We start from the raw sequence: 12399 nt of genomic DNA, 5'->3' as shown, positions 1-12399 counted from the left end.
ACGGTCGATCCCGGGCGAGAACCTGGCGCCCGGCCTCACCCGCCTGACCCGGCAGCGCTCCAGATGCTCAGCGCCTGCCGGACCAGCTCGGCGTTGCCGGTGACCGGCTCGCCGTCCGGACCCGTGACGGTGTCCTCGAGTCCGATCCTGGTGGGTAGTCCCAGCCGGCCCGCGTGAGCGATCAGCGGCCAGCAGGCCGCGTTCTCCCCGTGCAGCAGGCGCGGCCCGGCGATGCCGTGTTCGTCGAGGCCAGCCAGGACCGCGTCGGCCTCGGCGACGGCTGTCTCGGCGGTGCCGTCGACGATCTCGACCAGGATCCGCAGCCATTCCTCGTGGCCGGCGGTGGCCAGCGTCCGTGCGTCGTCGGTCGACCACACCCCGGCCTCCACGGCGATCCCGGCCCGGGTCAGCGCCGCGACGAGGTCGGCGAAGCCCGGCTCGCTGACGTTGACCGAGGCGAAGCTGGGCCGGGCGGCCGCGCGGAGATCGGCCCAGCGGGCCACCGTCGCCAGCCGCTGTCCGGCGTCGCCGTCGGTGATCCACAGGCCGGTGCTGACTCCCACCGGGATGTCCGGGCAGGCCCGGCGCACGGCGGTGACGGCGGCTGCTATGTCTTCCGGCTCCAGCGACTGCGCGCCGGCTGCGTCGCGCGGGTGCAGGTGCACCGCTTCCGCGCCGGCGCGGACGGCGGCGACCGCCTCGGCGGCAAGTTCCCCGGGCGTGATCGGCACGGCCGGATGCTCGTCCGGCCGCCGCCCGCCGTTGAGACACGTCTTGATCCGCATCGGCGTCCCTTCGTCAGCTTGCCGTTCAACCAGCTCGGCGGGGCTTGGTGCCCTTCTTGTGATGGGCCGGCCGCTGGTGAGCCTGGCCGGTGACCAGGATAAGTCCGACTTCGTGACGGGCAGCGGGCTGCCGATTGCGGGAGCCCGGTGGCCGTCCGGGGCCAGGGCGGGCTGGGTTTAGGCGCACGCGCTGGTGAGCCGCTGGTCACGCGGAGGTTCCGAAACCTAAATTAGGTCACGTTCGTGCAGCTCAGCGGCGTGACCCTACGAGTGCACGGCTTTGCCGATGTGAGCGAGTGTCGTTCTGCCTGTCCGCCCAGCTCGTTGCAAGTCGCCGGCAGCGGATATTCGATAGATCGGCCGTTGATCACGGAGGAAGATGACGCGCATGCCGCTGCCCACCCCGACGTTGCACACCGCTCGGCTTCGACTGCGTCCCTTCGACAACGCGGATACGAATGTTCTATTCGCGCTGCACAGCAATGCCTACGTGCTGCGCTACTGGGACTCGCCGCCCTGGACCGAGCGTTCACGCGCCGAGCGGTTCATCGCAGCTTGCCGAGAGATGGCAGACGGGGGCACCGGGGCGCGACTGGCCGTAGATCGTGTCTCCGACGGGGCGTTCATCGGTTGGTGCAGCCTGTCCCGGTGGAACTCGGATTATCGCAGCGCAGCGCTGGGCTACTGCTTCGACGAGGCGGCGTGGGGTCGCGGCTACGCGACGGAGAGCGCCCGCGCCCTATTGCAGTGGGCATTCGACACGCTGAATTTGAATCGGATCCAGGCCGAGACCGATACGCGCAACGTGGCATCTGCCCGCGTGCTGGAAAAGCTCGGATTTGTTCACGAAGGGACGTTGCGGGAAGACTGCATCGTGAACGGCGAGGTCTCGAACTCGTGGGTGTTCGGGCTGATCAAGCGCGAGTGGCGGCCGTCATCCTAACTGATTCCCGCTGAGTGCTTGCTCCTTCAGGTGAAGCAGCCTGGGCATGAGTGCTTCGGTACGCCGGTTTCGAGAGACACCGCGCACTCATGCCGCGATCCGCGCGCTCGTCACTCTTGTCCCGGTAGCACGGCGTAGTTGCGGAGCGAGCCGTCTGGCGGGGGTCAGTGAGACGGTCACGCCGCGGGGTGGGACAAACCTGTGAACTGCGGCATTTGGTTCTCCGATCGGCAAGAGGTCCCACGAAGTGTGACCGTATGGCTATGTAACTGGACTGGATGGTGCTCGCCGAGCAAGCAGGTAGCCATTTTGGTAAGTCGGCATGCGTGATGGAAGGCCTCTGCGGTGCCTGGCAGCGCGATCTCGCCCTCGAGGGCTATAAGATTTGAGGTGCGCTGGTAGTGGACCTCAGAAGGTTGTGATTGAGTTGCGATTTCTCGGAATCTTCGTTCTGGGATTGCTCTGCGCCGCATTGCCGGGTGGCTCGGCGGTTGGGGGCGGCGACCCTGAGCCTGTCACGCCGAGCGTCTCCGCGCCGCCGCCGGTGCCCTTAGTCGGCGACGTAGAAGATTTTATACCGTTTCCACCGGGAATGACATATGAGCAAGCCATTGAAATCTATACCCGGGGTAGAGAATTGAGTCAGGAAGAGATGGCGGCGGCTATCGAAGCTAGCAAGCGAAGTTCGTCTGATATTCACTACTTTCCTGGCGAATAGGACTAGATGGAGGGCCTTATAGTCGCAGCTGGGTAAGGGAATGAGGTGCGTTCCACGATCGTGCCCTATTGGCGACGCCGGACGTGAACAGTCGGACGTGACGCTAGCCGACAACCCGGAATTTGAAATATCCGCTTCTGCAGCCGATCGGGAGCGCCGGGCTACCGGACTCGAACCGGCTCATACCTTGCGGTCGTTAGCGAAACGCTAGTAACGGACTTTCCCATCCGCCTTTGCCCGGCGCGCCTGCCGCGGCTATCTGTGAGTCGGCTTGGCCGCAACCCGCGACCGCGCATCTCACTCACATGCCGCCGAGCGTGCGGCGATCGTGGCGAGGTCTCGGCGTGACCGACCCGCATCCTTAAGTCGTGCGCTTGTCGGCGGGAAATGCCATGATCCCGTGTCGACAGCGCGAGCGTTCTTGCTTGGTCCGCGGGCACGTAGAGTTGGCCGTCGTGACCGATCTGAAGGCGTTCCGCTGCGCCTGCCATGAGGCCGCGCGACGCACTGGCGGCGAGCTGACCGAGTTCCGGGTCAGCGACGGTCCGACGCCGAACTTCCACCAGGCGATCATTGCCTACCCAAACCGCAAAATCGCGGTTGTCTGCGTCCGCGACGCTCCGCTTATGGCGCTCGCTGTTCCCCGCGCCATGGAGTTCACACCGGCACGCGAGGCGGGCCCGCTGACTTTCGTCGACTTCCCCGACCTGGCCGCCGCTTTGACAGCGGCGCCCGGGTTCCGCCTGCTGACCGCGGCAGAGTTGGATGGGCCGATCGATGCAACGAAGTGGCCACGGCTCAGCCAACAGGACATGCGCTACTGGGAAGCCCAAACGTTGGGCGAGGGTCTGTTCAATTACTGGGACTGACTCCAAGATCGCGCATGCTCTTCTGCCGCGAGTCGTGCCTGCAGAAGGCGGCGAAGCTACCAGACGACCACGCCTCCGCAGGCCTGGATAGCTCTGCGCGCGGCGTCGACCATGTTCGTCAGGCGGCCATGAATGTAGTCCTCGCGGTAACCCGAGGTCGACGCGATCTTCGTGCGGTTGGTGAGAAGTAGGGCGCACTCCGCAGCGAAAGCCTCAACCTCGTCATTGGCCAGCCATAGGTCACCCTCAGCAAGTCGCGGCAGAAACGCAGCGCCGAGCGAGCGAACGACTGGCGACCCCCATAACTCGGTTCGGGTCCTCTCGAATCCCGCTAGATCCGAGTGCCCGCTCGGCACCTCAAGGATGCAGATCTTGTCGGGGCCAGCTTCATCGGCCACCCAGACGTCCACCAACAAGCTCACGGTCACAAGCCGATCATGTGCCTGGTCCGCGATCAAGCACCTTTCCGGCAAGGATCAACGTCAACGGCTCGGCGCGCCATTCGCACCGCGGCCGCATCGCAGCGGACAAGCCGTTCAGCAACCCCGCCGGCGACCGACAACCATGCTGCTCGACGTAGTGCCGTCTCGATCTTGTCCGGGGAGCGGGCGTGCTCGCCGGTGAGCGGCTGTCACGCTCGGTCGCCCGCCTTGCTCTTATGCTGCGCACAGCGCTCGCTCAGGGGTCGTCAATCAGGCCGAAATGCTCTGGTGTCTCTTCGAAGACTTCGCGCCGCTCCGGATCCGACTCGCGAGCAGCGTGCTGCCTGATCAGCTTGACGAGCAGTGCACGATCGCTCTGACTCAGGCTGCTCCTGAGGTCAGTGGTGAGGTCACCAAGTACGTCGGAGACGAAGCCTGGATCTACCAGGTCGTCATCGGAGAGCTCCAGCGCCGCCACAAGATCAAGCCAGGCGCTCAGCAGCGCGTCACGGATGGCGTCGGACATGGCGGTGAGCTTAGACGTACTGCCACATCTGTTTGCGGAAGCGATTTCATCTCGGTATCGCAAGCAGCGAAGCAGTCATAACGTGCGCACTGATCTGGCCGCTCTCCGCGCTCGGGCTGGCCGCCGCTGTCACACCAATGGCGGCCGGCTGTGACGGTCCGGCGTCTTGTCGCGCCGATGAGAGCGCGTCGTCGCATTGGGGAGATTCACTCTGCGGCCTCGGCCTTTGCACGATACTGAGCAGCCACTTTCGCTACCTTGATCGAATGGGCCTTCTACGGGTGTTCGAAGATGACGGCTACCAAGCGGAGTACAGCCTCCTCGTCTTGAACGACCCAGCCGTCGATTGGCCCGACGAGGAGCCGGAAATACCGCACTACCGCGACCGGGGCGACACTCCGAACGGCACGTTCGCCGGCTCAGGCGCCGGCTGGATCTACGCCGACGCCCCCGGCCTGGACGGTCACCTCGTGCGTCTCGAACTGCACGACGAACCGCCGCCTCCCGGCGAACTGCAGTTCGATGAGGTCCTCGAGACACCGTACCGGTCAAGTTCCGGCACGATATCTCTCGCCTCGGTAACCTCTGGCCCTGGCGATCAAGTAGACCTCGAGCTCGGCGACGCCGAATGGTTCCGCGTCCGGATCGCCCTCCGACGAGAAGACCTCGGGGAACGCCCCGGATTCCATCCCGGGTTCCGCTCTCACTGGTTACTGCAATTCTGGCCTGACACGGCTGTAGCAGCTCCCGTTTGGCTCGCACGTAGCGAGGCGGTCAGCGGCCCGCTCCTCGCACAGGACCTGGAAGCGATACTGCGATGGACGCCCCAGCTACCCCTCCAGACCTCAATCCCTGACCTGGCAAAACGCCTCCTGGTCAGCGAGGCGGATGTCCGCGACGGTCTCACTACTGCGGAACAGTCCGGCCTGCTGCATGACGAAGGCAAGGAACCCTTGCGACTGACGCTCGGGCCTGCAGCGGGCGCCTGAATACGACGAATGCCCCGCTTCGGGGCGTCCTCATCTGCCGCCGTCCGTGCGTGCCGAGCGGTGGACTATCGCTGGCTTGGTTGATCGGCGCTGGTGGCTTTTTCGATACCTCTGCTTTCTGCTTCCGTCGTCCGGAAGGTCGCACGCCTAGCCCTATCATCACCGGATGATCGAAAGGCTGACCGTGGTGGCGGAGCGCGAGGCGGTGCGCCTTGCCGGTCCTGGTGCGCGTGTTGCGGCAGTCGGGCCGGTGACCTACGTGCACGGCCCAGCTGCCCGGGTGCTGATCATCCAGGCCGGGGACCGGCCGGGCGGCAGCGCGGTGGACGGCAGAGAGAACATCGAGCTGCGGACGCCGTTCCCTGCGGAGATATTTGAGTGGCTCGACTCCCACGAGCTGCCGTTGCTCGGCTTCGTTCGGCTGCATGACGGTTGCCTGGCGATCGGCTCTCTGTGCGAGATTCGTCGAGTCGGCGCCGGAGTCGGCCAGTGGGGAAGCCAATGGGCGGCCGGGTCTGTCGCTGCGGGATCGGCGGGATCACTGCGCCAGGTCAATCTGGCCATGGATGAGAGCTTGCCGGCCGATGTGCTGGACCTGATCCGGCCAACGCTGGTGCAAGACTTGCCGGGGATTGAGTGGCTGGCGGAGGTTCCGCAGGATCGGGCCGCCGCACTGCGTGGTTTTCTCACCGGCTGGTATGCCGACGTCGCGGCAACACCTACGTCGAACGAGCCCACATCGATGCGGCTACCGGAGCCGCTGGCCGACTTCTACCGGCTGGCCGCCGAGAAGCCGGTCATCTACGGCGTACACAACCGTATCGTCACGCCCGGAGAGCTCCAGTACTCCAAGGGGAAGGTCACCATCGCGACGGAAAACCAGGGCGTGTGGGCAAAGCTGATTGATCCCAGCCAAGACGACCCGATAGTGGAGAACCGCGGCTGCTTCGGATGGTCCGATCCGGTGACGGGTGATTCCGCCCCACCGCCCGGCACCATCGAACGACTGAGCCAATTCTTGCTGCAGTTCGCATTGGTCGAGGCGGTGATGTCGGCGCCGTTCGTTGGCCACGCAACTATCAGTGTCACCGACCTTGCGCATGTCACTGAGCGGATGCGAATGCTGCCCCTGCCTCCCGCGAATTTCCCGGAGAACCCGACCCGCATCTACGTGGCACAGGGCCTGGTCGCGATCGCCTTCCCGGACGAAGGATTGCAGTTTTCGGTCGCCAGCCGACAGCGTTGCGCACTCCGCGAGTGGCGGAATCCAGGATTCGAGTGGGACGTCTTTAGCGGCTGAGCGTCAACCACAACGACCCGTTACAGCGCGGCACCAAAATCAACCCGCGCAGTCACCGATCTTCGGGCCCGCAACGCACTGTCATGCCGCTGTCCGCGCTCGGCCCGGCCACCGCCGTCACGACCGGTGGTCGGCTGAGACGGGGTCCGCCGTCTTGTCTAGCCGATGAGAGCGCGCCGGCGGCGTGAGTACGGCTTGATCCAGCTACCGTGGTCGTTCGGCGAAGATGTCGACATGCTCCAGCAGTGATTGAGCGAACTCGACGGGCGGCAGGCTTCTTCCCCGTTCGCGTTCCGCGTCCGTGATCGGCACGACGTTGATGACGCGGACAGCGCCCGCGCTGGTGCGGACGTAGTCCAGACCTTCAGCGCTCAGCGGCCCAGCAAGGAAGACCGCCCGGCACCCAGGAAAGGTCGGGAAGTCCTCGCCCAAACCGATCATGTGCCCCCAGTTCAGTTGCGTGCCCGTGAGGAAGGGGTGTATCGCGAGGTTGGCCAACCGTCGGGCGATGGCGCCCTCGCCAGAACGCGTGAGCCGCCCGCGTCGCCGGAAATGGAGTTCCGCCCGGCCGCCTCCACCCGGTCCCGGCATCGCCGACATTTCGTTGGCCGCCATACCGATGGTGGCGAACGAGGTCAGATCCGCCGTCGGTGTGGGCCGATAGACGAGCACATCCAGCCGGCTGATCGGTGCGTGCTCGTCTTCGAAGAGGAAGCCGTCGTCCTCCTCGCCCTGGCGGGTGCGGTAGGCATTGAAGATGTCTCGCAGGACAGGGGGAGCGGCCACAACCGCGGACTCTACCGTCGGCGATCAGGACGGCCAACGGCATCCGGATCTGCCGCTGATAAGGCGCGGTCGGGCATTGGAACTGGGCTGGCCGTTACTGAGCCATACGCTGGGTGAAGGCTTCGGCCTCGGTGTAGCGGCCGGAGAGACGGCCGGCTTCGTGGATCTCGTCGACGGTCATCCGGGACACGATCGAGTGGGCCTGATGGATGCCGTCCCCGCTGCCCAGGTCGAGCAGCTTCAGGTACCAGCGTAGTGCCTGGACAAGGTTGACCGGCCCGCCGTAGCCGTCGCGGTACCAATCAGCGGCGGCGCGCATCGCGCCTTGGTGACCTTCTTCGGCCGCTCGGACGTACCAGCTCAGGGCCTCTTCGTCCTGATCCAGTGCGCTGAGTCGGTCGCCCAGCGCGGGGTAGGCGGCGCCGATGCCGTTCTCGGCGGCCGCTCGGAGCCAGCGCACGGCGTCGGGGTGGTCGCCGAGGACCGAGGCCATGTTGAAGGCGGCCCACGCGTCACCGGCTTCTGCGGCCGCGCGGAACAGAGCGGCGGCCTGCTCGCGGTCTTTCTCGACGCCGGTGCCCTCCTGCAGCAGGAATGCATACGAGCGCTGGGCGACCGGGTCGTTCTCTGCAGCGGACACGGCCAGCAGCCGCGCTCCCGCGGCGGGCTTGCCGAAGAAGAACGCCAGAAGGACGCCGCGCATCGTCCGGGTACGTGTGGTGTCCTCGGACAGCCGCGGCGCTAGCAGCGCCAGCTCCCGGTTCGCGGGCTCGAAGCCTTCCCGGGCAGCCTCCGCGTACCAATAGGCGGCCTCGGCCAGGTCCACCTTGTGGTAGGCGAACATCGTCCCGAGGTCGTGGAAAGCGCGGGTGTCGCCGGTGGCGGCCGCGGCCCGCCAGTGCGCCTCGGCGACATTGTTGTCGACGGCCACGCCCTGCCCAGTCGCGTACATGATCCCGATCATGCGGCGGGCGCTCTTGTCGCCGAGCTCGGCGGCCCGCTCATACCAGCGCAGCGCGGCCGGGTAGTCGTGATGCCGGGCATGCCAGGCGCCCAGGTTGTAGGCGGCCTCGCCGTTGCCCAGCTCGGCCGCGCGCTCGTAGAACACCGGCTTGCCGGCATCGTCGGCGAGCTGTCCCAGCGCCAGCAGCGCCCGCCCGTCCTCTCCGGCCCGCTCCAGATGCTCGCGTGCCGCGACCGGGTCGCGCCGCTCGATCGCCATCATCGCCAGGTCGTATTCCTGCCACGTCACGCAACCATTGTCCTGCCATCCGGATCTGCCGCCGCGAGCGTGACGGTGTCGGCAAGAGAGGATCAGGTGCAAAGCAGCGGTCATCGCCGGGAGAGAACCGCACGAAGCTGCACCGCTGCCCGGCACCTGCACAGGGTAGGCGCCGCTAATCGCGGACGGCTCCGGACTGTCAGGGCTGGCGCCGGCCGGTCGAAGCGAGAGTATGACTACCTCGAATGCACTCCAGCCCACCCCGGCCACTTCCGACCCACGGCTCTTGGCCGCGACGGTCGCCGCCTACCTCGGCCGGTACCGCGGCCAATCGCGGATGCACACCGACTCCGACCTCAGAGTCTTCCTGCGCTGGTCAGCTGCCCAGCCACTGGACCCATTACAAGCAGCCGGGTCGACATCGAGCGTTACGTGCGATGGCTGCAAGATGTCCGCTGCTACCAGCCATCGACGGTCTCTCGGCGACTGTCCGTGGTGATCGGCTTCTACCGCGTCCTGGTCATCGACGAGATCCTGCCGCATTCACCGGCTGACTACGTCCGCCGGCCGCTGGTCCCGCCCGAGTCGCCCACGCTCGGTCTCCGCCATCTCCAGTTCGAGGCGATGATCACCGCCGCCAGGCTGTCGGCCAACATCAACGACTTCGCCCTGGTCGCCATGCTTGGTCTACTCGGACTACGGATTTTCGAAGCCTGCGGCGCCAACATCGCCGATCTCGGCGAAGAACACGGTCACCGCGTACAAAAGGTTCGCGGCAAAGGCGGCAAGGTCGTTCTCGTCCCGCTGCCTCCCGCGGTGGCCCGAGCTATCGACCGCGCCGTCAGCGAGCGTGACGCCGGCCCGATCCTGCGCAACGCCCGCGGCGGCCGGATGGACCGGCACGCGGCGACCCGACGGCTCAGGCATCTCGCCGAGACCGCCGACCTGCGGATCCCGAAGATGCACCCGCACATGCTGCGACGCACCTTCGTCACCACCATGCTCGACGCCGGCGTCAGCCTCCGCGACGTCCAGATCGCCGCCCGCCACGCCGACCCACGCACCACCATCCGCTACGACCGCGCCCGCAAGAACCTCGACCGACACCCGAACTACATCCTGGCCGCCTTCATGGCTTCCGGAACATAGTCGCGATCAACGCACGACCGTGCCGACGAGAGGTGCGTTGATAACGTCGAAGCGCGGTCAGCTCCGGGTCGTCTGTTTAGTTTTCTGTCCCGGCAGCATCGCTCAACGGATCTTGCCGGGATTGCAGGTATCCTTTGTGCCCGCGCCCGTGAGGGGGCCCTTGAGTGTCGACGATCGCATCGCTCTACGTGCTCGATCGAGGCCGGGTTGTGCAACTGGCCAGCCTAGTCGGCCGGACTTCGTGGCGCGCCCGATTGGCTCGCTCCGGCACCACTACTGACGGAAACGCCGCGTTCTTCCAGTCGCTAGCTCGACATGCACGTCGCGTGCGGCCTGGATACGAGTGGTCCGGATCCTGAATGCTCGCGCTGGTGGATTGTCTCGAGCGCCGCGGCGTATGGCTGCGACGCTCGGATCTTAGAGCTGAGTCGTCCGCCATCAACAGGGTCTATGGCGAGACACTCCTACTCATTCCGGCGCACAAGAAGTATCTGGATGGTCTCGTGCCAGAGGCTCATCGTGAAGACGTCCTCCAGGCCTACTTCAAGAAGAAGCGTCTGGACTTCGAAGAGGCTGGGATGGCTGCCATGGACGGCCTGAAACTTCTTCACGACGTGTTGTCCGGATTGAAAGAGGACGAGGTTCTGCTGCTCAACGTCGGTTGAGCCATCGCCGATGCAACGCACTCATTTGCCGCGTATCGTGCGCTCTCTCAGTGGGCGGTCGAGGTGGTAGATGGCCATCCTCGGTAGCCGTTACGATCACGCTCGTGTTTGTAGAGGTCATTGGCCCACGGCCGTTGCCGGGCGACGTCGATCGGGACGACGTCGAGGACCTCCTCGTAGTCGCATTGGGCAAAGACGGCGAGGTTACGGGCGCGGGCTCCGGATCTGGGCGTTGGCATTTCGATGTCGAAGTGTCGACCGGAGTCGAGGAACTTCAGACGGTTCTCCGGCGACTCGCTGCCGTCCTCGTAGACCATGACCTCGGCTGGATAGTGCTTCGCCCCGAGCAGGATCCGGTCGGAGTAACGGCCAGCCGGATCCAGTAGCGGCTGACTTCAGAACGTCCTCAACTGCCGCTGATTTCGCCTGTCGGTCGGGGCGGCGCGGATCACGCGCGAGCATCAGCGAAGCAGATCCAGGGTCCAGCGGGTTGATACCCGCGTCGAGGTGAACATGTCGTCACGGCGGTGGATGACGTGGTCGGAGCCGGCGGGTTTCCGGCACGGTCGCTCTCCGGTGCCGAGGGCCCGCGAGACGGCCGGTTTCCGGCCCGGTCGGCTGTCGGTGCCCCCGGCGCCTCGCCGGGATTCGGCGGGCACGGACGCGGCTACCTCGGGGCCTGATCAACAGGCGCCACGACAGGACTCCCGCAACGCCGGTGGCGACGACCAGCACGGTGATTCTGCTCCAGGCCGACGGGACGAGATACCCGGTGCCCTCGCGCGCCTGCGCCATCAACTGCCCATCCATCGGCACCCCGCCGGGCAGTCGGTTGACTGGGCTGGTCGCCGCGACGGACGGTAGAACTGTCATCTTCAACAGGCCGCTGCCCTGCAGCCTCGGCAATTGTGCCGCGGTGACCGCCTCGGCACGTTGAGCGAGCCGGCGCACGATCGGATTACGCGTGGTGCCCCTGACCGTCGTCGCGATCGGCAGCAGCTCACTGCCGGCGCGCCAGAGGTAGTCGACAACTCCGGCGTCGAACGTTGCTCCCACGCTCTGTTGCAGGGCCGCGAGGGCGCTCCGCTGTTCGGCGGGCAACGGATCGTCGAGCGCGACCTCCAGTGTCCCGGCCGCGCTCCGGCTCAGGCCGTCGAGCTGCTCACATTCTGTGCTGACCTGCTGTGTCAGTCTCTTGACCGCGCCGTTCACGCTCATCGCCCGGGCCAGCGCGCTGGCGGCGCCGGCCCCGGTCGCCGTCAGGTGCACGCGGCGGATGAACGCCAGGTCGGTTGGGGTCGCTGCGTCATCGGCGGCCCGGGCCGACACGGCCGGCAGAACCAGCATCCCGAGCAACGCCGGCGACATCACAAGCATGCGGACCAGCGCGGCCACGACGTACCGTGCCCGTCGATCGCTGCCGATTATGCCCATCTCCGCCTTCCGCCCGTCAGCAGCGAAGCCCGTTCCGCACGGGCCGTTCCGCACCGCACCGTCCGGCATGAGGCATGCCGCCGGACCGGGTCCGGCCCGCCCGGAGCCTAACCGGAATCTGGAGATCAACGGCCGGATCTGGCGTTTCCTAAGGCAACGCTCAACTTCCTCGACCATATTGGCGATAAAAGATCCACTACGCCGTCCGAAAATGCGCGCGCCTTTCGAAACGCCAACACCACAACTGCCGAAACCCGATCTCGCAAATATGCCGGCATCGTCCGCGCTGAACTGATGGCAGCGGAGACCTACGGCCACGACGAGCGCTCCTTGCATGGTGCGCTCTCCGAAACATGCTTGTCGCGGTCCGGTCCGATGGGGATCAGCGGGCCTTTCCACCACCCATCTCTTCCGCTAAGGAGCCGTTCATACGAAGACGGTGACGCTGCCCGCACCTCGGGCGTCCGCGGCGTCACCGGCCGACGTCACCGTTTCGGCACGAGGTCTGCCGGGCTTTCTCGGCCGAACCGAGCGATACGGTTGCCCGGACCCGCCCAGCGGTAGGAACAGGTAGACCCACGAAGGCCGGGT

The 12399-nt window shown here is 66.1% G+C and carries 13 protein-coding genes and 1 pseudogene; 6 read left to right on the top strand and 8 right to left on the bottom strand.

Annotation, left to right across the window (positions count from 1 at the left end):
• Nucleotides 1-35 precede the first annotated feature (35 nt).
• Nucleotides 36-785: a 3-keto-5-aminohexanoate cleavage protein gene (locus BJY16_RS33015; RefSeq protein WP_185043471.1), complete on the bottom strand. Its 750-nt coding sequence runs from the start codon at nt 783-785 to the stop codon at nt 36-38.
• A gap of 25 nt (nt 786-810) precedes the next feature.
• Nucleotides 811-1009 (bottom strand): annotated as a pseudogene (locus BJY16_RS48695) (NF041680 family putative transposase); the annotation flags it as partial.
• A gap of 164 nt (nt 1010-1173) precedes the next feature.
• Between BJY16_RS48695 and BJY16_RS33010 the strand changes: the two are divergent.
• Entirely contained in the window at nt 1174-1728 is a 555-nt protein-coding gene (locus tag BJY16_RS33010) for a GNAT family N-acetyltransferase (RefSeq protein ID WP_185043470.1), read from the top strand.
• A 1173-nt stretch (nt 1729-2901) separates the two neighbouring features.
• Entirely contained in the window at nt 2902-3315 is a 414-nt protein-coding gene (locus tag BJY16_RS33005; protein WP_185043469.1) for a hypothetical protein, read from the top strand.
• 56 nt (nt 3316-3371) lie between these two features.
• On the opposite strand, the gene BJY16_RS33000 is transcribed toward BJY16_RS33005, so the two are convergent.
• Together BJY16_RS33000 and BJY16_RS32995 are read right to left on the bottom strand one after the other, a co-directional pair.
• Nucleotides 3372-3743, bottom strand: coding sequence for a hypothetical protein (locus BJY16_RS33000; RefSeq protein ID WP_203759161.1), 372 nt, complete (start codon nt 3741-3743; stop codon nt 3372-3374).
• Nucleotides 3744-3993: 250 nt separating this feature from the next.
• Nucleotides 3994-4263: a hypothetical protein gene (locus BJY16_RS32995; protein WP_185043468.1), complete on the bottom strand. Its 270-nt coding sequence runs from the start codon at nt 4261-4263 to the stop codon at nt 3994-3996.
• A 266-nt stretch (nt 4264-4529) separates the two neighbouring features.
• Between BJY16_RS32995 and BJY16_RS32990 the strand changes: the two genes are divergently transcribed.
• Together BJY16_RS32990 and BJY16_RS32985 are read left to right on the top strand one after the other, a co-directional pair.
• The gene (locus BJY16_RS32990; protein ID WP_185043467.1) at nt 4530-5252 is read left to right on the top strand and encodes a hypothetical protein; all 723 of its coding nucleotides are present in this window, start codon (nt 4530-4532) and stop codon (nt 5250-5252) included.
• A 166-nt stretch (nt 5253-5418) separates the two neighbouring features.
• Entirely contained in the window at nt 5419-6552 is a 1134-nt protein-coding gene (locus BJY16_RS32985; protein ID WP_185043466.1) for a hypothetical protein, read from the top strand.
• 204 nt (nt 6553-6756) lie between these two features.
• Here the strand turns inward: BJY16_RS32985 and BJY16_RS32980 are convergent, their stop codons facing one another.
• On the bottom strand, nt 6757-7338 hold the full coding sequence (locus BJY16_RS32980) for a suppressor of fused domain protein (RefSeq protein ID WP_185043465.1): 582 nt from the start codon (nt 7336-7338) through the stop codon (nt 6757-6759).
• Between the two features lie 94 nt (nt 7339-7432).
• Nucleotides 7433-8674 carry a tetratricopeptide repeat protein gene (locus BJY16_RS32975; RefSeq protein ID WP_185043464.1) on the bottom strand — a complete coding sequence of 414 codons (1242 nt, stop codon included), beginning with the start codon at nt 8672-8674 and terminating at the stop codon, nt 7433-7435.
• 378 nt (nt 8675-9052) lie between these two features.
• On the opposite strand from BJY16_RS32975, the gene BJY16_RS48690 reads away from it, so the two are divergent.
• Both BJY16_RS48690 and BJY16_RS32965 read left to right on the top strand, forming a co-directional pair.
• A complete protein-coding gene (locus tag BJY16_RS48690; RefSeq protein ID WP_203759162.1) occupies nt 9053-9709 on the top strand; it encodes a tyrosine-type recombinase/integrase in 657 nt (218 codons plus the stop codon).
• A 359-nt stretch (nt 9710-10068) separates the two neighbouring features.
• Nucleotides 10069-10374: a hypothetical protein gene (locus tag BJY16_RS32965; RefSeq protein WP_185043463.1), complete on the top strand. Its 306-nt coding sequence runs from the start codon at nt 10069-10071 to the stop codon at nt 10372-10374.
• A gap of 47 nt (nt 10375-10421) precedes the next feature.
• On the opposite strand, the gene BJY16_RS32960 is transcribed toward BJY16_RS32965, so the two are convergent.
• Nucleotides 10422-10691: a hypothetical protein gene (locus BJY16_RS32960; protein WP_185043462.1), complete on the bottom strand. Its 270-nt coding sequence runs from the start codon at nt 10689-10691 to the stop codon at nt 10422-10424.
• Between the two features lie 202 nt (nt 10692-10893).
• Nucleotides 10894-11769 carry a DUF4142 domain-containing protein gene (locus tag BJY16_RS32955; RefSeq protein ID WP_185043461.1) on the bottom strand — a complete coding sequence of 292 codons (876 nt, stop codon included), beginning with the start codon at nt 11767-11769 and terminating at the stop codon, nt 10894-10896.
• Nucleotides 11770-12399: the final 630 nt, after the last annotated feature.

It is taken from the genome of Actinoplanes octamycinicus, assembly GCF_014205225.1.
Lineage (GTDB): Bacteria > Actinomycetota > Actinomycetes > Mycobacteriales > Micromonosporaceae > Actinoplanes > Actinoplanes octamycinicus.
This window is presented reverse-complemented; position numbering and strand designations above follow the sequence as displayed.

Coding starts and splice junctions, on each gene's coding strand:
- BJY16_RS33015 (WP_185043471.1), bottom strand. CDS start 785: ATGCGGATCAAGACGTGTCTCAACGGCGGGCGGCGGCCGGACGAGCAT.
- BJY16_RS33010 (WP_185043470.1), top strand. CDS start 1,174: ATGCCGCTGCCCACCCCGACGTTGCACACCGCTCGGCTTCGACTGCGT.
- BJY16_RS32995 (WP_185043468.1), bottom strand. CDS start 4,263: ATGTCCGACGCCATCCGTGACGCGCTGCTGAGCGCCTGGCTTGATCTT.
- BJY16_RS32990 (WP_185043467.1), top strand. CDS start 4,530: ATGGGCCTTCTACGGGTGTTCGAAGATGACGGCTACCAAGCGGAGTAC.
- BJY16_RS32985 (WP_185043466.1), top strand. CDS start 5,419: ATGATCGAAAGGCTGACCGTGGTGGCGGAGCGCGAGGCGGTGCGCCTT.
- BJY16_RS32975 (WP_185043464.1), bottom strand. CDS start 8,674: ATGACCGCTGCTTTGCACCTGATCCTCTCTTGCCGACACCGTCACGCT.
- BJY16_RS32965 (WP_185043463.1), top strand. CDS start 10,069: ATGCTCGCGCTGGTGGATTGTCTCGAGCGCCGCGGCGTATGGCTGCGA.
- BJY16_RS32960 (WP_185043462.1), bottom strand. CDS start 10,691: ATGGTCTACGAGGACGGCAGCGAGTCGCCGGAGAACCGTCTGAAGTTC.